General features: G+C 62.4%; 15 protein-coding genes. 13 read left to right on the forward strand and 2 right to left on the reverse strand.

Annotation, left to right across the window (positions count from 1 at the left end):
* The first annotated feature begins 20 nt into the window (after positions 1 to 20).
* The 12 genes from SDENCHOL_RS01715 (at position 21) to SDENCHOL_RS01770 (ending at position 15,702) form a co-directional block, all read left to right on the forward strand.
* Positions 21 to 287 carry a hypothetical protein gene (locus SDENCHOL_RS01715; protein ID WP_067169343.1) on the forward strand — a complete coding sequence of 89 codons (267 nt, stop codon included), beginning with the start codon at positions 21 to 23 and terminating at the stop codon, positions 285 to 287.
* A 141-nt stretch (positions 288 to 428) separates the two neighbouring features.
* Positions 429 to 809 (forward strand): TonB family protein, encoded by a 381-nt coding sequence (locus SDENCHOL_RS01720; protein WP_160329876.1) that lies wholly within the window; start codon positions 429 to 431, stop codon positions 807 to 809.
* A 91-nt stretch (positions 810 to 900) separates the two neighbouring features.
* Positions 901 to 2,526 carry a methyl-accepting chemotaxis protein gene (locus SDENCHOL_RS01725; protein ID WP_067169349.1) on the forward strand — a complete coding sequence of 542 codons (1,626 nt, stop codon included), beginning with the start codon at positions 901 to 903 and terminating at the stop codon, positions 2,524 to 2,526.
* Positions 2,527 to 2,805: 279 nt separating this feature from the next.
* Positions 2,806 to 4,491 (forward strand): ShlB/FhaC/HecB family hemolysin secretion/activation protein, encoded by a 1,686-nt coding sequence (locus SDENCHOL_RS01730; protein ID WP_067169353.1) that lies wholly within the window; start codon positions 2,806 to 2,808, stop codon positions 4,489 to 4,491.
* Positions 4,492 to 4,500: 9 nt separating this feature from the next.
* On the forward strand, positions 4,501 to 5,040 hold the full coding sequence (locus SDENCHOL_RS01735; RefSeq protein ID WP_197706809.1) for a toxin-activating lysine-acyltransferase: 540 nt from the start codon (positions 4,501 to 4,503) through the stop codon (positions 5,038 to 5,040).
* A 9-nt stretch (positions 5,041 to 5,049) separates the two neighbouring features.
* Positions 5,050 to 11,868 (forward strand): hemagglutinin repeat-containing protein, encoded by a 6,819-nt coding sequence (locus tag SDENCHOL_RS01740; protein WP_154715762.1) that lies wholly within the window; start codon positions 5,050 to 5,052, stop codon positions 11,866 to 11,868.
* Positions 11,869 to 11,879: 11 nt separating this feature from the next.
* Entirely contained in the window at positions 11,880 to 12,755 is an 876-nt protein-coding gene (locus tag SDENCHOL_RS01745; RefSeq protein ID WP_154715763.1) for a hypothetical protein, read from the forward strand.
* 10 nt (positions 12,756 to 12,765) lie between these two features.
* On the forward strand, positions 12,766 to 14,643 hold the full coding sequence (locus tag SDENCHOL_RS01750; protein ID WP_154715764.1) for a hemagglutinin repeat-containing protein: 1,878 nt from the start codon (positions 12,766 to 12,768) through the stop codon (positions 14,641 to 14,643).
* Complete coding sequence (locus SDENCHOL_RS01755) at positions 14,640 to 14,951, forward strand: hypothetical protein (protein ID WP_154715765.1); 312 nt, start codon at positions 14,640 to 14,642, stop codon at positions 14,949 to 14,951. The genes SDENCHOL_RS01750 and SDENCHOL_RS01755 overlap by 4 nt, the downstream gene beginning before the upstream one ends.
* Before the next feature lie 19 nt (positions 14,952 to 14,970).
* Positions 14,971 to 15,138 (forward strand): hypothetical protein, encoded by a 168-nt coding sequence (locus SDENCHOL_RS01760; RefSeq protein WP_154715766.1) that lies wholly within the window; start codon positions 14,971 to 14,973, stop codon positions 15,136 to 15,138.
* A complete protein-coding gene (locus SDENCHOL_RS01765; protein ID WP_154715767.1) occupies positions 15,101 to 15,334 on the forward strand; it encodes a hypothetical protein in 234 nt (77 codons plus the stop codon). The genes SDENCHOL_RS01760 and SDENCHOL_RS01765 overlap by 38 nt, the downstream gene beginning before the upstream one ends.
* Positions 15,331 to 15,702, forward strand: a complete 372-nt coding sequence (locus tag SDENCHOL_RS01770; protein WP_231912887.1) for a hypothetical protein — start codon at positions 15,331 to 15,333, stop codon at positions 15,700 to 15,702. Before SDENCHOL_RS01765 ends, SDENCHOL_RS01770 begins: the two co-directional genes overlap by 4 nt.
* Before the next feature lie 168 nt (positions 15,703 to 15,870).
* Here the strand turns inward: SDENCHOL_RS01770 and SDENCHOL_RS01775 are convergent, their stop codons facing one another.
* On the reverse strand, positions 15,871 to 16,080 hold the full coding sequence (locus SDENCHOL_RS01775; protein WP_154715768.1) for a hypothetical protein: 210 nt from the start codon (positions 16,078 to 16,080) through the stop codon (positions 15,871 to 15,873).
* Positions 16,081 to 16,302: 222 nt separating this feature from the next.
* On the opposite strand from SDENCHOL_RS01775, the gene SDENCHOL_RS01780 reads away from it, so the two are divergent.
* Positions 16,303 to 17,256 (forward strand): LysR family transcriptional regulator, encoded by a 954-nt coding sequence (locus tag SDENCHOL_RS01780; protein WP_172954963.1) that lies wholly within the window; start codon positions 16,303 to 16,305, stop codon positions 17,254 to 17,256.
* A gap of 61 nt (positions 17,257 to 17,317) precedes the next feature.
* Here SDENCHOL_RS01780 and SDENCHOL_RS01785 read toward each other — a convergent pair whose 3' ends face one another.
* Complete coding sequence (locus SDENCHOL_RS01785; protein WP_172954964.1) at positions 17,318 to 19,789, reverse strand: TonB-dependent receptor; 2,472 nt, start codon at positions 19,787 to 19,789, stop codon at positions 17,318 to 17,320.
* Positions 19,790 to 19,858 lie beyond the last annotated feature (69 nt).

Genomic DNA, 19,858 nt, shown 5'->3' on the forward strand with positions numbered 1-19,858 from the left:
CTAAGCTGTGGAGCGGCAAGATGAGTGAAAGCAGGGAAGTACGCGGCTTCAATCCGGATTACGCCGGTCGCCGCGCCGAATGCGACGGCGGCGGCGCGATCGCCGGCACGCGCCTGGCCGGCCGCCAGGATTACGCCGGCACGCTGACCGGCGACTACATCGACCACGCCAGCGGCAATGCCCCGCCGTGGCGCTGGTACCTGATGCGGGATCTGACCCTCAAGCCGCAGAACTGCGAGGACGAGGCGATCTGGTGCCTGGCGGGCAATCTCCATCTCATCGACTGAAGCGCTGCAGCGCAGCGTGCAACCTGCGCCATGCTGCATGAGCATGATTGCGCGGCGGCGTGCCCCGGTTCCTTGACCGGTCACGAAAACCTGATCAATAATCGCCGCTCGCATTTCTGCATATACCAGATGGAATGGAACATGATTTCAGCAATCCAGCACAGCCATCCCGGCCGCAAGGCGGGAACGAAGCCACTGACCGTGGTTGCCCTGATGGCCGCATTGCTTGCGACACTGACCATGATGACGCCGGCGCCGGCACACGCCCAAAACGCCCGCAAGGCGATTTCCAGGGAAGCGCCGGCCTTCCCCAGCGATGCGCTCGATGACGGCGTCGACAGCGGCAGCGTCAAGGCGCGTCTGAGCGTCGCGGCCGACGGCTCGGTGACCAATGTCGACATCCTCGAAGCCAATCCCAAGGGCTATTTCGAGAAAGCGGTGAAGCGCGCCCTGGTGCGCTGGAAGTACGAGCCCGGCGCGGCCGAAACCATAGACGCGCTGGTGACTTTCAAGGACCGCTGAGACACACGCCATACGCGGTACACGCGCACCCGCTGGCCGGCGAGAAATTCACACGCCACATCGCTCACCAGACAAATTCCAGGAAATTCCGATGCTCAATTCCATCAAGATAGGCCCGCGCCTGTTTTCCGCCTTCATGGTCGTGGTGGTCTTCCTGCTCGTCCTCGCCGGCTTCGGCTACAAGGCGATGCACGGCCTGTCCCATGAGTTCGACGTTTCGGTGAATGAGAACAACCGCAAGCTCTCGCTGGCGCAGGACATGCGCGAAAACCTCAACGTGGTCATGCGTTCGGTGCGCAACGTCCTGCTTTACCAGGACGCGCCCAAATTCGTGCAGGCGCAGCAGAAGCGTATCGCCAAGGCGCGCGAGGACTACCTGGCCAGCTACGAGGAAATGGGCAGGCTGCTGCGTAGCGCCGACGAACGCCGCATTTACGCCGAGATCGAAACCCATCGCCAGCCGACACAGCAGGCAAACGACAATGCGATGTCACTGGCCACGCCGGAGTCGTTTGGCGAAGCGGCAAGAGTCCTCAAGGAAACCGTGCAACCGCTGCAGAACGAATGGCATGACTCGATCCAGGCGATGATCGATTTTCAGGAAAAGCAGAATGTCGCCATGGTGGCCGAGGCGCGCACCACCTTCCAGCGCACCATGCTGGTTTTCGTCGCCGCCACCGTGCTGGCGGTACTGCTGGCGATTGCCATGGCGCTGTGGATCACGCGCAGCATCACCCGTCCCCTGGAATATGCGGGCAAAGTGGCTTCGGCCGTCGCCGCGGGCGATCTGGGTTCCAGCGTGCAGGTCGCCGCCAGCGACGAAACCGGCAACCTGCTGCGCACCTTGCAGCAGATGAAGGACGGCCTGTCAGGCATGGCATCCTCGGTGCGCAAGGTGGCCGACGCCCTCGGCGCATCCTCCGGCAGTCTGGTGATTGCGGCAGGCAACGTGACGGAATACTCGACGCGCCAGTCGTCGATGGCAAGCGAGGCCGCCACTTCGCTGGAGCAGGTTTCGGCAAGCATCGAATCCGTCGCGCGCAGCGCCCAGGACATCCGCAAGCTGGCCGGCGCCAGCCGCTCGATGACGCGCGAGAGCAGCGAGAACATGCACAAGCTGTCGGAAGAAATCGCCCTCCTCGACCAGACGGTCGGCGCCATTGCGGCCACCTTCCAGGAATTCGTCGATGCCAGCCGGGCGATCAGCGGCATGACCCAGCAGGTGCGCGAAATCGCCGATCAGACCAACCTGCTGGCGCTGAATGCGGCGATCGAAGCCGCGCGCGCCGGCGAGCAGGGCCGTGGTTTCGCCGTGGTCGCCGACGAGGTGCGCAAACTGGCCGAGAAATCCAGCCATTCGGTGAATGAAATCGATGCGGTCAATCGCACCCTCACCGAACATTCCGAAGAAGTGATGGAGGCCATACGCAAGGGCCTGCAGTCGCTCGAAAGCAGCAAGCAGCATACGCAGCATGCCGTCGACCTGCTGAATCAGGCCGACGCGGTCACCGCCCAGGCGGCCGATGGTGTCGACGGCATCGCCGCCTCGGTCGGCGAACAACATCTGGCGACGACCGAAATTTCCCGCAGTGTCGAAAAAATGGCGCAACTGGCCGATCAGAACCTGGATGCCGTGACCCGCGCCAACACCGCCGCCGGCCAGTTGCAGGAACTCTCCGGCGAACTGTCGAATTCGGTGGCGCGCTTCAAGCTCTGACTTCACGCAACGGCTGCGCATGAAATTCTTCTGGGATAACTACTTGCTACCGACATAACTACAATGACATAATCCGTTCTTCATGAAATCCACCTTCAAGAAGAACGCTGCATGCAGGACGCATCCCAGGAAGTCGAAACCTTTTCCCCGCAGAATGGCATAGCCGTACCAGCACCACCCGCCGATTCCCGCCTTCACCCTCCCTCTTTTTCTCCGGCCGCAGCGCCTCCATCGACTTGCGCGAGGTCGCGGCTTGCCCTGGCCGCGCTCCTGTTCCTCATGGCCGGCCCGGCCCTGGCCCAATCATTGCCTTCGCCTGCCGACGAGCTCTTGCGTCAACAGGAACGCGAGCGCGTCCTGCGCGAACGGCAGGAACGCGCGCCGGATGTGCGCCTGCCGCAACCCGAAGCGGCTCAGGGCATGGAGCACCTGCCCGACGGCGAAGCAAATTGCATCGTCATCGAGCGCATCCACCTGAGCGGCGATGCGGCCGAGCAATTCCAATGGGCGCTAGCCGATGCGCACCGGCTGGCGGATGGCACACCGGATCCGGCGGTCAACCGCTGCCTGGGCTCCCGGGGCGTGAATCTGCTGATGCGGCGCATCCAGAATGTGCTGATTGCCAAGGGATACACGCTGGCGCAAGTGCTGGCCGGGCCGCAAGCGCATCTGTCGGTGGGCACGCTCGAACTCAGCCTGTTCCCGGGCCGGATTCGCCGCATCGAATTCGCGCCGGAAAGCAGCGGCCCGCGCGCGACGCAGTGGAACGCCTTTCCCGTGCAACCGGGCGATCTCCTGAACCTGCGCGACATCGAGCAGGCCCTCGAAAACTTCAAGAGAGTGCCCAGCGTGGAAGCCAGTATCGAACTCCGCGCGGCGGAAGGCATTGGCGCCGCGCCTGGGCAGAGCGACGTCATCATCCACTGGAAACAGGATTTCCCCTTGCGTCTCAGCCTGTCCGCCGACGATGCCGGCACCCAAGCCACGGGCAAGTACCAGGGCAGCGTGACGCTTGCCTATGACCACTGGTGGACGCTCAACGACCTGTTCTACCTCAGCCTCGATCACGATCTGGGTAAAAGCGGCGCGGGCACGGGGCCTTACGGCACCCGCGGCTACACGGCGCACTACGCCGTGCCGATGGGCTACTGGCTGCTGGGCCTGACCACGAGCCGCCACCGCTACCACCAGTCGGTTGCCGGCGCCAGCCAAACCTATCTCTACAGCGGCACCAGCCGGAACGGCGAAATCAGGCTCTCGCGCGTGGTTCACCGCAACACCACCGGCAAAACCACGGCCGCCCTGCGCGGCTGGACACGCGCCTCCAGCAATCACATCGACGACACCGAAGTGCTGGTGCAGCGCCGCCGCATGGCGGGCTGGGCCATGACGCTCTCCCATCGGGCCTTCATCGGCGACGCCACGCTGGATACGAACCTCGACTACCGCCGCGGCACCGGCGCAGGGGAATCCCGGGCGGCGCCCGAGGAAATCTTCGGCGAAGGCACGGCGCGTCCCCAAATCATCACCGCCGATACGCAACTCAGCCTCCCTTTCAGGCAGGCCGGCCAGGCATGGATCTACACCGGCACCTGGCGCGGACAGTGGCACAAAACGCCCCTGGTCCCACAAGACCGCTTCGCCATCGGCGGGCGCTACAGCGTGCGCGGCTTCGATGGCGAAAGCCAGCTTCTGGCCGAACGCGGCTGGCTGCTGCGCAACGACCTCGCCGTCGTCCTGGGCCAAAGCGGCCAGGCCTTCTATGTCGGCATCGACCATGGCCAGGTCGCCGGCCCCAGCAGCGATCTCCTGCTGGGCAAACACTTGAGCGGCGCCGTACTGGGTTTGCGTGGCACGGTCAAAAATTTTTCCTACGACCTGTTCATCGGCAAACCGATCAGCAAGCCCGCCGGCTTCCGGACCGCCAGCAGCGTGGCCGGCTTCAACATCAACGCCTGGTTCTAGGAGATGAGGATGAATGCACATGCGCCTTCCATCGCCATCGTCGCGCCGGGCCTGATCGAACAGCGCTGGAACGAGGCGGAAGTCCTGGGCAGCGCCGTGTGGCTGTGGATGCACTCGGCATCGCACCGCGACTTCCCGCTGCATACCCTGCCGACGCTGTTGCTGCCCGCGATCAAACACCGCCAGTTCATTCTGGCCAGTCAGGCGGACAAGCCCGTGTTCTACCTCTCATGGGCCAATTTCGACCTGCAGGCCGAACGACGCTACCTGAGCAACAACCCGCTGTCGATGCCCGAAGCCGACTGGAATTGCGGCGACCGCCAGTGGCTGCTCGATTGGGTCGCGCCGTTCGGCCACACGCAAGCCATGAGCCGGATGCTCAAGCGGCGGCTTTTCGCCAATCGCTGCCTGCGCACGCTCTACCACCGGGGCAACGAGCGTGGTTTCAGGATCAAGCATTTTCGAGGCTCGGCGGTTCTGCCCGCGCAAGCGCGCGAGTGGTTCGAGTCTCACCCGGTTGCATACCCCGACCAATCTTCCCCTGACTGAGAGCAGACCATGAACGCACATTGCTATCGGATCATTTTCAACAAGAGGCGCGGTCTGCTGATGGCGGTGGCCGAAACGGCGCCCAGCCGGGGCAAGGCCCGGAGCGTGACGACGACGGTGGCGACTTCGGGCAAACATCCACGCCGGCTGTCGGCCAGGCTCAAGCCGCTCGCACGCCTGGTCTGGCGCGCCCTGGGCTGGGCGAGCTGTCTGGGTGGCCTGCTGGTGTCGGCGGCCCATGCGCAAATCGTCGCGGATCCCGGCGCGCCGGGCAACCAGCGTCCGACCGTGCTCAACGCCTTCAATGGCGTGTCCCTGGTCAACATCCAGACCCCCAGCGCCGCCGGCGTCTCGCGCAACGCCTACCAGCAATTCGACGTGCAGACGCAAGGCGCGATCCTCAACAACAGCCATGCCAACGTGCAAACCCAACTGGGCGGCTGGGTGCAAGGCAACCCCTGGCTGGCCACCGGCAGCGCCCGGGTGATCCTGAACGAAGTCCATTCCAGCGACCCCAGCCTGCTCCAGGGCTACCTCGAAGTCGCCGGCCCGCGCGCCCAGGTCGTCATCGCCAACCCGGCCGGCGTGAGCTGCGATGGCTGCGGCTTCATCAATGCCCACCGCGCCACGCTCACCACCGGCGAGCCGATCCTCGACGGCGGCCGCCTGGCGGGCTATCGCGTCCAGGAAGGCACGGTATCGATCACCGGCCTGGGCCTGGATGCCGGCAGCGCCGATTACACCGAGATCCTGGCGCGCGCCGTGCAAATCCATGCGGGCCTCTGGGCCCATCAGCTCGCGATCGTGGCGGGCGCCAACCAGATCGACGTGGATCCGGCCAGCGGCGATGCGCAGGTGACGGGTTCGAGTTCAATCGCCGGCATTGGGCCCGCGCCCACCTTTGCGATCGACACGGCCCTGCTCGGCGGCATGTATGCCGGCAAGATCAGCCTGATCGCCAGCGAAGCCGGCGTCGGCGTGCGCCATGCCGGCAAAATGTACGCGAGCGTGGGCGATGTCGTCATCACGGCGAACGGCCGACTGGAAAACGCCGGCCACATCGCCAGCGGCGGCGATACGCGGATCCGGATCGACGCGCAGGACGACGTGCAGAACACGGGCATCATCTACGCCCAGGGCAACCTCTCGCTCGACACGCGCGGCGACATCGACAACACCAGCGGCGGCGCCATCATCGGCAATGCGGCGGCCAGCATCGAAGCCGGCGCCCTGGACAACCGGGGTGGACAAATCCAGGCGGCCGGCCCGCTGGACATCACCCTGAGCGGCGTCCTGGACAACACCCGAAGCCTGGTGCGCTCGGGGCAGGCGCTGCGTATCAGCGCCACCGGCATCATCAATACCCACACCCAGAGCGAGGATGAGAGCGACGACCAAGGCCTGGAAGGCGAAACGATCGTCTTGAACGCGGCCCGCATCGACAACGCCGGCGGCGCCATTCGCGCCAATCGCGACGCGACGCTGACCAGCGATGGCCTCATCGACAACGCCGCTGGCCTCATCAGCGCGGGCAACGACCTGACGCTGCGCGACCCATTTGCCGAAACGGCGCCGGCCCACCCAACCCTCGCAATCGCCAACACCGGCGGCACGCTCATCGCCGGCCGGCAACTGCGCATCGACGGCGCCGGGTTGAGCGGCGATGGCAACGTACTCAGCCAGGGCGACCTGAACCTCACGCTGCGGCACGGTCTCGCGAACACGGGGCAGATCATCGCCAACGGCAACGCCAGCGTGGAAACGGCCGCCGCGCTGAGCAACCAGGGCCTGCTGGCCGCCGCCGGCAGCCTCACGGCCCGGGCGGCCACGCTCGACAACCAGGCCGGCGGCACGATCAGCGCCGCCCGGATCGATCTCCAGGCCGGCGACGGCCATACCCTGACCAATCGCGGCCTCATCAACGGCGGGGAAACCCTGCTCCGCAGCCAGACCCTGGACAACCTCGGCACCGGCAGAATCTATGGCGACCACGTGGCAATCGGCGCAAGCACCCTCAACAACCGGGCCGAGGACGACATTGCCCCGGTGATTGCCGCGCGCGAGCGCCTGGACATCGGCGCGCTGGCCATCGACAACAGCGGCCATGCGCTCCTCTTCAGCGGCGGCGACATCGCCATCGGCGGCAGCCTGGATGACGGCCATCGCGCGACGAGCCAGGCGGAAATCCTCAACAACGCCAGCGCCCGCATCGAAGCCATGGGCGCGCTGGAGATCGCGGCGCGCACCCTCGACAACACCAACCAGGACTTCAGCACCGCCATCGAAACCCTCGCCGCGCAAAGCATCACCGAATACCAGGGCGCGGGCTCGCCCAACCGCTACGCGCCGGACGCGCCCGACGTCTATATCTACAATGACGAATCCGACCACCTCCACACCCCCGAAGGCAACCATGAAAGCTGGTCGGCCTATCGCTACACCCGCACCACCACCGAAACGCGGGTGCAGACCTCCGACCCGGCCAGCATCACCGCGGGCGGCGACCTGCGCATCACGGCGGACACCGTCAACAACGACAAGAGCCACATCATCGCCGGCGGCACCCTCAGCGGCACGATCGGCACGCTCAACAACACCGAAGTCGCCGGCGAGCGCGTCATCACGGATGCGGGCACGGTCACCAGCTACTGGCGCAATCATGAAAAGGGCCGCGACAACACCGGCAGCAGCATGGCGGGCTATCTCCCCGCGCCGACGATCCAGGCCATCTCCCTGACGCCGACGGTCTATCTGCAAAACACCGCGCCGGCCAGCAGCGGCACGACGCTGGCCGCGCTGACGACCACCCGCCTCGGCCAGGCCCCGGCAGCCGTCAGCAGCGCGGCAGGCACCACTCCCATCGTGCAAATTCTGCTGCCCGGCAGCAGCGATGCCAGCGACCCGGCCGACGTGGTGCGCAGCGGCGGCATCGACACCCGCGTACCGGACAGCCGCCTGTTCGGCCTCACGCCCGACCCGGCCGCCCCTTACCTCATCGAAACCGATCCGGCCTTTGCCGACTACCGCACCTGGCTCAGCTCGGACTACCTGCTCGCCGCCCTCGCCCTCGACCCGGCCACCACGCAAAAGCGCCTGGGCGATGGCTACTACGAACAGAAACTCATCCGCGAACAGGTCGCCCAGCTCACCGGCCGGCGCTTCCTGGCGGGCCATGCCGACGATGAGGCGCAATACGCCGCCCTGATGGACAACGGCCTGACCTTCGCCCAAGCCTACGATCTGATCCCAGGCGTAGCCCTCTCCGCCGCCCAGATGGCCGCGCTCACCAGCGACATCGTCTGGCTGGTGGCCCAGGACGTCACCCTGGCCGATGGCAGCACCACCCAGGCGCTGGTGCCCCAGGTGTACGTCCGCCTCCAGGAAGGCGACCTGCAAGCGGGCGGCGCCTTGATCGCCGGGCAGGACGTCCGGCTCGATCTAAGCGGCGATCTGTTCAACGGCGGCACGATTGCCGGACGCCAGCTCGTCGCCATCGACGCGGAGAATCTCCATAACCTGCAGGGCCGCATCCTGGGCAATACGGTTCAGGTGGCCGCCCGCGCCGACCTCGACAATATCGGCGGCCTGATCGCCGCCAATGAAGCGCTGCTCGCCAGCGCCGGGCGGGATTTGACTGTCGAATCGACCACCCGCAGCCAGCACAACGCCCAGGGCAGCCAGACCAACGTCGAACGCATCGCCGGGCTGTACGTCACGGCTGCCGAGGGTGTGCTGCTGGCCAGCGCCAGGCGCGACATGAACCTGATCGCGGCCGCGATCCAGAACCAGGGCGCGGGACGGACACAGCTCATCGCGCAGCGCAATCTCACACTCGGCACGGTGACGCAAGGCCAGAGTCAGAGCATCGTCTGGGATGCCGGCAACCGGCGCGACGAGTCCAGGGCTGCGGAGGTCGGCACGCGGATCGCCACCCAGGGCGACTTGAGGCTTGCGGCCGGGCAAGACCTCGCTGCCCGGGCCGCCGAGGTGGGCAGCCAGGCCGGGGCGCTGGCCGTGGCCGCCGGGCAGGATCTGACGATCGCGGCGGGTATGGCGAATGTCCAGGTCGACGAAGCCCACCAGCACACGGGCCGCAGCAGCGCCTTCTCCAGCAAGACCCTCACGACCCGCGACACGCTCGATCAGACCACGGCAATCTTGTCTGCCGTCTCCGGCGAGACGCTCAGTCTGACCGCAGGCAACGATGTGGCCGTGCGCGGCAGCAACCTGGTTTCGGATGCCGGCACCACGCTCGCGGCCGGGCGCGACCTGACCATCGAGGCTGCCACCGAAACCACGGCGGAAAGCCACTTCAGGGACGAGAAGAAGTCCGGCCTCTTCAGTACCGGCGGCCTGGGCATCACCATCGGCACACAGCAGCAGAGCATCGACCAGCAGGGCCTCGGCCAAACGGCGGCGGCCTCGACCGTGGGCAGCGTGCAAGGCGATGTGACCCTACTCGCCGGAGCGCATTACCGGCAGACGGGCTCGGACGTGCTGGCTCCGCAAGGCGACGTGAGCATCGCGGCACAGGCGGTGGAGATCGAGGCAGCCCGCGAGACGAGCCAGAGCCGGGTCGAACAACAGTTCAAGCAGTCCGGCCTGACCGTCAGCCTCGGCAGTCCGGTGATCTCGGCAGTGCAGACCGTGCAGCAGGTGACCCAGGCCGCCGGTGACACCCGCGATGGTCGCATGCAGGCCCTGGCCGCCGCCAGCGCCGGACTGGCCGGGTATCAGGGCTATCAGGCCGTGGTGGCCGGTCAGGCGGTGGAAGGCGGCAATCTGGCGGATCAGGCCGGCGGCGTATCGCTTGCCGTCAGCCTGGGTTCATCGAAGAGCCAGAGCACGAGCACCCAGACCAGCGATACGGCGGCAGGCAGCACCGTGGCAGCGGGTGGCGACGTGACGATCCTCGCCATGGGCAACGGCGAGAAGAGCGACATCACCGTGCAGGGCAGCAGCGTCTCCGCCGGGCGCAACGTCCATCTGCTCGCCGAGGATGAGATCAAACTGCTGGCCGCGGCCAACACCGGCCACAGCCAATCGAACAGCACGAGCAGCAGCGCGAGCGTGGGCGTAAGCCTCAACCTGGGCGCCCAGACCGGCCTGAGCGTGGGCGTTGCGGCCAGCAAGGGCACGGGCCGGGCCGATGGGCAGGACACGGCATGGACGAACGCACGCCTCAGTGCCGGCGAAACGGCGAGCCTGGCTTCCGGCGGGGACACCACACTCAAGGGCGCGGTCATCGAAGCCCCGCAGGTCATTGCCGACGTCGGCGGCAATCTGACCATCGAAAGCCTCCAGGACACCAGCACCTACGACAGCCAGCAGCACAGCAGCGGATTCAGCATCAGCGTGCCTATTGGCCCAGGCATGGCCAGCGGCTCGATTTCATCCGATAACAGCAAGGCGAAAAATAACTACGCCAGCGTTGCCGAGCAATCGGGCATTTTGGCTGGCGACGGTGGCTTCGACATCACGGTCAAGAGCAACACCGACCTCAAAGGTGCCGCGATTGCCAGTTCGGACAAGGCCATCGAAGAGCAAAAGAATCGTCTGACCACCGCCACGCTAACCACCAGTGACATCGAGAACCGGGCGGAAGCCAGCGCCAGCAGCAGCGGCTTTGGCATCGGCACCGACATGTTGACCCAAGGCAAGTATGGAATCACCAAGGGCATTCTCAGCAACGCACTGAATAACGCCAAGGATTCGGAAAGTAACAGTGGGCAAACCCGTACCGCCGTCAGCGACGCAGCGATCATCCTTACCAATGAGGATGAACAGCTTCAACGCACCGTCAAAAATGCCTGGCAAACTGTTGCCAGCCTCAATCGTGACGTTGCCACGGCTCACACGGCGGCCGAACGGATCGATACAGAAAAGCTGGAAAAAACTGTCGAGGCGGAACGGTCCATCAAGCAGGAAACGATCAAGGCCGTCACCACACTCTCCGATGAGGCTTACCGCTCCCGCTTCCAGCAGAAACCAACTCTGCTCAAGGTTGAATGCCATACTGAAAGCAAAGCCTGCATAAACGACCCAAGCTTGCTGGTTCTCAGCGTGGCAACTGAGGAAGATGTCGCCAATGCGCCGGCCGGGACGATCATCGCGATCAACGGTATCCTCAACGATGAAAAGCGAGGTGCCGAGTTGGCGTATCAGAATACGCTGCCGGACGAAATTACCAAGGAAAAACCAACCACTGTGTACCTGATGCACATTGCGCCAGCGAATAATACGCTTTCGGAACTGATGGGTGTCGCCTATGAAAAAATTACCGCCTCGGCCGATTATGGTCTGACCAACTTTCTGGGGTATACGAACGGGCAGGAACTGTATGCCAACCTACTGCGTAGTCGGGGAGATCTGGAAACCACATCACTCGGGCATAGCCGGGGAACGTTGATTCAGGAAGCCAGTTTCACGATTGTTACGAACCGTCTCGACGAAAATGGCAATTCTTACACCAATCCAAACTTGACGATACGTGGCGTGGCAGGGGCGGCAAATGCCGAAGCATATTCACAGAAAGCCATCCAGGTTGTCGAGGAAAAAAACAAAGACCAAGTTATGTACAACTATTTCAATAACGACCCGGTTTCTGTTACCACTGGCGGCAACGTCGGGTTTACCACTTTGCTCAATTTGTGGGAGGTCTACAAGACGAACAATAGCATGCACAGTTGTATGGGTACTGGAGCAGCGGGTTGCAAGCAAGTAGAAATGCCCGTTCCCGGCGGGCCACAAGGTACACCAGAAGGTAATGCGAAACTGATCGAATACGTCGGAGGAGTACGCAAACCCCAGCCTTCTGTAAAACAATAAAGGAGCTTGCCATGAAACCTTTTTTGATGGCAGTTCTAGTAGCCATGGGCAGTATTGCGGGTTGTAGCGCTGAAAATTTCATCCGCAAAAATGATGACCAATATGCAAAACCAAGCGTAACGGATTCGCCACTCACTGATGTTTACAAAACATATCAATACAAACTGCTGGATAAATATCGGGTAACGCACCAATGGTTGTTTTCTGGGTGCGGTTACAGTGCCTACGAACGTCCCAGTCAGGAACTGGACAAGCATACGTTTTTCTATGATGTTCTTGATATCTACGAAGAGGTAAATATTACGAAGCAACGTGGAAGCACAAAGCATTTCAACAACTTCATCCGCAGCGTCAAACATCAACAGCCCATTTACACACCGACGACCAAGGAAGAAGCGGAAGCCAGTGTCACGGCTGCGTTGGAACGGGCCAGACGCGGCAGTAGGACAGACATCTACGAAAGCCCTCCACCCGACACAAGAAAGCCCATCCGATATGAAGAAATGGAAATCGGGTTTCGCCCTCTCTGCTTTGAATCTTGGTGGACGACAAGTCATTCGTTAAGCCTGCGCTTGCACAAGCTGACGCTAGCAGAATTCGAGGCAATGTTCACCAAGCTCTATCCCGAGAGTCGGTGGTCAACCAAAACTCTCGATGGCAGACTCTGGCGCGTACAGGAAACGGATCGACAGCATCTACGTCCGCGACGTGGCGTTGGTGGTCCCTACCAGACTTGGGTAACGGCTATTGGCGACAGCGGCTACGTCATCGGGCTGGAAATGACGGCCAGTCAGGATTCGCTGACGTATCCGCAATTCTTCGATGCACTTGAGGCGGTTTATCACCATTTGATCAGCTCAGTACGTATCGAACCGTTAATTCCATAATCCTCTTTGGATATTTTCCAGGTCGACTACAGCAAACTTTCACCAGAGCACCCACCATGACCAACACAGCACTGTCGCGGCGGGCAAGGATGTGACCGTCGTGGCGACCGGCGCGGAAGAACGCAGCGACATCACCGTGCAAGGCAGCAGCGTCTCCGCCGGGCGAGACGTCAGTCTGATCGCCGAAGATGAGATCAAACTGCTGGCCGCCGAGAACACGGCCAACCAGCAAAGCAGTAGCCACAGCAGCAGCGCGAGCATCGGCGTGAGCCTCAACCTGGGTGTCCAGACCGGCCTGAGCGTAGGCGTTGCGGCCAGCAAGGGCACGGGCCAGGCCGATGGGCAGGACACGGCATGGACGAACGCACGCCTCAGTGCCGGTGAAACGGCGAGCCTGGCTTCGGGCGGGGACACCACGCTCAAGGGCGCGATCGTCGAAGCCCCGCAGGTCATTGCCGACGTCGGCGGCAACCTGGCCATCGAAAGCCTCCAGGACACCGGCACCTACGACAGCCAGCAGCACAGCAACGGATTCAGCATCAGCGTACCGATCCTCGGCGGCGTACCCGACCTGAAACGGATCGGCGGCAGCATCGGCGGTGGCAAGTCAAACATCGACAGCGACTACGCGAGCGTCAATGAACAGTCCGGCATCCGCGCCGGCGACGAAGGCTTCGACGTGCAAGTCGGAGGGGGTACCACGCTCACCGGCGGCGCCATCACCAGCACGCAGCCGGCCATCGACGAGGGCAAGAACCATTTCGAGACCGGCGGCAAACTCACCCTCGCCGACATCACCAACCAAGCCGAATACGAAGGCAAGGGCGCCAGCATCAATCTCGGCGCGGGCATCAGTCTCGACGGCAAACTCACGCCCCAAGGCACCAGCGCGGGAGTGGGAGAAGACGAAAACAGCGCCGGCAGCATGACGCTGGCCACCATCTCCGACATCGCCGGCAACAAAAACGCCCGAACCGGTGATGCCGAAACCGGCATCGCCCCCATTTTCGATGCGGAGAAGGTGCAGAGGGAAATCGATGCGCAGGTGCAAATCACGCAAACCCTCACCCATCAGGCGCACCAAGTGGTGGATGCCTACGTGCAGACCGAACGCAAATCCCTGCAAGAGCAACTCAAGACCGTCGAGACAGCAGCCGACAAGGCAGTAATTCAGCAGCAACTCGACGATCTGCTCCTGCAGGAGCGGGTGATGAACGTGCTGATCGGCGCCGTGACCGGCATGGGCGGCACGGCGCTGACCAGGGGAACCCTCTCGGCGGCAGCGGATGAGATGCGCAGGATTACCATCGAGAACTCGGAACGCTTCGCGGGCGTGACCGATGGAACAACGAAACTCGACAACATATCGGGAGAAAGCGAGGGGGTGCGAGGAGATGGAGTCAAGACCGGTGGCACGCGGGCCGATCTGGATATCCTGTGCGGGACGGATAACAAGCGATGCGCAACGAATAGTGATGGAAGTTTGAATCTTAATGAGAAGGGACAGGTTGTGTTCTTGCCGTCGGAAGCCGATGGTAAAACCTTGGCAGAGTTTCTCGAAACTGACGAAGGGAAGAAGGCAGCCGGCCTGACCGGCGGTATTCAGGGCTGGAAGGGGACATTCTTCGGTATCCCCTACGCTGCCGGCAGTTGGATGGACAAGCTCGTGGAATCCTTCGGCGGGTCGCATGACTTCCTCGGCGGACAAGTCACAGGGTTGTATGACGAACAGGGGAACATCAAGCGGGATATGAGTGATATCGAAAGAGCCGCCTACAACACTTGGAGTGTGGCCGCAATTGTGCCTTCGGCTCCTTTTGCGATGGCCGAGTTGTTACCGCCACAGGTATGGCAGGCGATTTCCATTTTCCTGAAGGATGCAAAATGAAGCGACAAGTATTGTTCTGGATGTCGATCATGCCCTGCCTTCTGTTGTCTGGTTGCGAGCCGGGGATAGTGCGCATCAGTGAATATCAGAAATCCATCAAACCCTACATCGCCTACTGGACGAAAGAAGGAATGACGGAGGAGGAGCGCCTGAAGGACTGGATGGAGTGCGGTGGTATGGCAAATGGAAGCTACTCAAGTGATGCTCCGCCGGGGGCAACGACAGAGATCATCTTGAAAGCGGCCGCAATTAAGAGAGAGACCATCGGCGAATGCATGAAAGCCAAAGGATACCGTTACGTAAAGTGACGGAGAAGAGGGCGAGAGAATGGCCGGCGATCTGTTCAACGGCGGCACGATTGCCGGACGCCAGCTCGTCGCCATCGACGCGGAGAACCTCCATAACCTGCAGGGCCGCATCCTGGGCAATACGGTTCAGGTGGCCGACCGGCAGTTGGATGGACAAGCTCGTGGAATCCTTCGGAGGGTCGCATGACTTCCTCGGCGGACAAGTCACAGGGTTGTATGACGAACAGGGGAACATCAAGCGGGAGATATCTGGAGCAGAAAGAAAGACTTACGACGCCTGGAGCACGGTAGCTCTCGTGCCTGCTGCACCCTTCGCAATGGCAGAACTCCTGCCGCCGGAAGTCTGGCAGGCCATCTCGATTTTTTTAAAGGTCGCGAAATGAAACCAAATCCCGTTATTGCAGCGATGTTGTTTCTGGCGCTCACACAAGCTGGATGTGGAACGCAGATTGGACTCACTGGTAGCGCCTATGAGGAGTATCAGAAATCCATCAAACCCTACATCACCTACTGGACGAAAGAAGGAATGACGGAGGATGGACGCCTGCGCGATTGGGTGGCATGCGGTGGACAAGAGAACGGCAATTTCTCGCTGGACCGGAAAAAGCGGCTTCAAGGAGAAAGCAGCGATACATTCCGTACTCGGCTGGAACACGACTTCGAGCGCTGCATGCTGCGCAGTGGATACCGCTATACCGGTGACTGCTCCAGTGAACGCATGAAGTCTCAACCTCTCTGCGGCGCGCCATGAAAACGACCGGACTGACAAACGGCATCCAAGGCTGGAAAGAAACACCCTTCGGTATTCCCTGTGTGGGCTGGCAGTTGGGTATCAACTTCTGGCAGGACAGGTCATCACAAACAAAAAAGCCGGTTACCCCGGCTTTTTTGTTGCGCGTGAAGATGAAGACGCGAAGATTTACAGCTTCTTCAGATCTTCGTCGACAGCGGCCAGCATTTCCTTGGTGATCTTGCCGCCGGAGAAGCCGGCGATCATCTTCAGGGACATGCCGCGGGCCATGCCGATTTGCGGGTTGGTGGCCAGTTCCGGCATGTGCTGATCGATGACGGCGCGCGGGCCGGCGTTGTCGAGCAGTTCGCCAACCTTGGAGTCGATGCTGTAACCCATATTGTTTCCTTCCTTGATTTAATTGTGATGAAAGTGACGGGGCGTGGCGGTTGCTTGTTGCTTGCCACCGGTGGTGCTTGCCCCAGCGGCCCGGATTGCCCAGGCTGCGCCAGGGACAGAACCGAATGCCGAATACCTCTAAGCAAAACAGACTGAAAGAGGTTGAGGCAATTGTAGGCCGCCAGTATTATGAGTCAACTGAATTGTCCTCATGGTTGGATTATGAACAATATCGATATCCGGCGCGTCGACCTGAATCTGCTGGTGGTTTTCGAGGCGGTTTACCGTGAGGGCACGGTGACCCGGGCGAGCGAGAAACTGCACCTGACGCAATCTTCCGTCAGCCATGCGCTGGGCCGTCTGCGCAAGCTTTTCGACGATCCGCTGTTCCTGCGCCACCATAACGGCATGACGCCGACGCCGCTGGCGCGCGAGCTTTATCCGCCGGTACTCTCGGCCCTGCGCATTCTCGAAGACACGCTCAACCAGCCGCCGCCGGGCGGCCAGGCGAAGCCGCGCCGCGTCCTCAACATCGGCCTGATCACCACCGATGAGGCGGCCTTCCTGCCGCAACTGATGGCGCGCCAGGGCAGCGCGCCGCAGTACGAGATCGTCACCAGCCTTTACGAGCCGGGGCGTTTCGAAAATCGGCTGGCCACCGGCAAGTTCGATGTCGCCATGCAGCCCTTTGCCTTCTCCTATCCCTCGGCCAATGTACAAAGCCGCTTGCTGACGCGCGAAGGGCTGTCGGTAATGATCCGGCGCAACCACCCGGCATTGCGCCGGGGCGCGCTCGATCTGGATGCCTATCTCAAGCTGCGCCACATCGTCGTCGCGCCACGGCGCATGGAAGCCAACTACCTCGACATGGAGTTCGCCCGCCGCCGCCTCGAACGCGAAGTGGTGCTGCGCTGCCAGGACTACTGGACGGCGGCGCGCATCGTCGCCGAAACCGACTGCATCCTCACCGCGCCGCACCGGCCGATGTCCTCGCTCATCGGCGACATGCGCGCCAACAAACTGGTGCCGCTGCCCGAGGGCCTCAACATGCCGGAGGCCGCCGACATCTACCTCTACTGGCACGCCTCGGCCACCAACGATCCGGACAACCTCTGGCTGCGGCAGAACCTCGTCGAAATCTTTCAGGCGCCACAGGGCAGCCACGGCGGGACATAAAAAAACCGCCCCTGGCGGGGCGGTTTACTTGCCGGATCAACCAAGCTTATCCGGCGCCTTCTCAATAGACGTAGGTCAGGTCGAGACCGACGCTGCGCGGATCGCCCCAGTTGCCGGACATGTCGGTGACCCAGCCGGGGTTGGTCATGGTCAGGTACTTCTTGTTGGCCAGGTTCTTGCCCCACAGGCCCACCGTCACGCGGCCCTCGTCGCCCGGGCCGGCCTTGATCTGGGACAGCGCGATGCGCGCGTTCCAGATGCCGAAGGCCGGCGTGGTCGAGCGCAGGGCGACCGTCGGGATGCTCAGGTTGAGCGGTGTCGACTGGCTGTCGCGGTGAGTGTAGTTGAGATTGGCGTCCAGCTTGCCGGGCAGGCCGAAGTCGGGGAAGCGGTAATCGAGGTTCATCGTGTAGTCGTTCTTCGGCACGATCAGCTTGCGCAGATTGGTGACGTCCACATTGTTCTCGACCCAGCGGTCATACCTGTGGTGCAGACGCGCATAGCTGAAGCCCAGACGCAGGTCGCGGGTGATGGCCGCCGTCAGGTCGAATTCCAGGCCGCGATAGGTGGAACCGCCGACGTTGACCGTCGCCCAGCCGCCCAGGCCGTTGTTGACCGACTTCTGCTCATCCTTGTACTTGCTCTGGAAGATCGCCAGGTTGGTACGCAGGCGACGGTCGAGGAACTCGCCCTTCATGCCCGCCTCGATTGACTTGATCGTCTCGGGGTTGAAGCCGGCGGCGAACTTCGTCGCATCGCCGGGGCCGGCCACCGGATCGAAGCCACCGCTGGTATAGGCCGTCGAGTACTTCAGGTAGGTCATCAGGTTCTGCTGCCAGCGGTAGTTGAACGACAGCGCCGGCGTCATCTTCGACCAGGAGCGGTCACCGACGACGTTGTTGAAGCCAGCACCGATGATTGCGGTGTCTTGTTCATCGACCGTTCCGGGAACAAGGCCAGGTGTTACGTCATAGGCATTGACAAAGCCCATGTTGTAACCCACCACCTTGCGATGATCACGGGTGTAGCGCAGGCCCGGCACGACGTCCAGCTTCTTGTCGAGGATGTTCGGCGTCCAGGTGGCCTGGGCAAAGACCGCCCAGGAGGTACTCTCGGCGGAAGACAGCCCCTTTTGGTCGAGTATCAACAAGTCGTTGCCCGTGGGGGTAAAAGTGGAATCAAATCCAGCGCCAGGCACATACTGGGCAATGTTCGGCCCGGAATGCTGATGGCCTTTCTCAGAGGAATAATAGACGCCCGAGGTATATTTCAGGTCCTGCGAGATGTCGCCGAGGAACTGAAATTCCTGCGACCAGCTCCGGTTGTAGAGCGTGATCGGCTGGCCGAGCTGCAGGGTACCGCCGCCGCTCAGATTGACGGTCAGCGGATAACTGTCGGAGCGGGCGTCGTCGCCGCCGGCATAGGCGCCGTAGTTGTAGTGGTTGAGGGCGTCGACCGTGCGGTAGCCGGTGATCGACTTGATGGTCAGCGACGGCGAGACATCCCAGGCCACGTTCAGGGTATGGGTCTCGGTCTTGTTGCGGTTCTTGCCGAACGGCGAGGAGACATAGAGCTGATCCAGCTTGTCCATGGAGCAGCCGGCAATCAGTTGAGCCGCGCGGGGATCGGTAAGTGCGGCGAATGCCAGCCAGGACTCGGCGGGATCGGCAGGATTGTAGGTGGAGTAAGCCTGCATATAACCCGGAATCAGGCACTGCGGCGGCGTGTCGTAGCTCTTGCTGTCGGTGTGGTCATAGCCGTAATCGACCATCACGTTGCTGGCCGGCTTCCAGCGCACGTCGAAGCGCCAGGCATCGCCTTTCTTCTCGCCGAACTTCACGCCGCCGGGGGCGCTGTTGTGCACGCCGTCGTGATCCTTCTCGTTGTGCAAGTAGGAGATCTTCATCGCCAGATCGTCATTGACCGGCAGGGTGAGGATGCTCTTCGAGATGAACTGGCCGCGATTGGCGAAGCTGAACATCTGCTTGAAGCCGATATGCTCCAGTCCCAGTTCGGGGCGGGCGGTATGGATGTTCACCGCGCCGCCGGTCGCATTACGGCCGGAGAGCACGCCTTGCGGGCCCTTCAGCACCTCGATGCGCTCGAGGTCGGCGGCCGGGTTGGACAGCCCGAACAACTGCGAGAAATAGACCCCGTCCATGTGCACGGCGATGGGGTTGGGCGAGCTGATGAACACGGCATTGGTGGTGATGCCGCGGAAGAAGGGGAAGAAGGCTTCACTGCTGCCCGGATAGGGCGCGAGATTGAGGCCCGGCACTTCGGCACCGATGTCGCCCAGCGCGACGATGTTGTGCTTTTCCAGATCCTTGGCGCCCAGCGCCTGGATGGAAATGGGCACGTCCTGCAGGTTTTCCTTGCGCTTCTGCGCGGTGACGACGACTTCTTCGATGGCGGCACTGTCGGCCTTGGCCTGGCCTTGTTCCTGGGCATGCACCAGCGGAACGGCAACCAACTGGGCCAGTGCGACGGACAGCGTCAATGCGATGGGCTTGCGGGGAAAATTGGGCTTCAAATCGCTCTCCTTGTTTATGGGTTTCCTGCCTAGAAAGAATAGTCAGCAATGTACGCCCCACAGGGATTA

It is taken from the genome of Sterolibacterium denitrificans, assembly GCF_900174485.1.
GTDB classification, from domain to species: Bacteria; Pseudomonadota; Gammaproteobacteria; order Burkholderiales; family Rhodocyclaceae; genus Sterolibacterium; species Sterolibacterium denitrificans.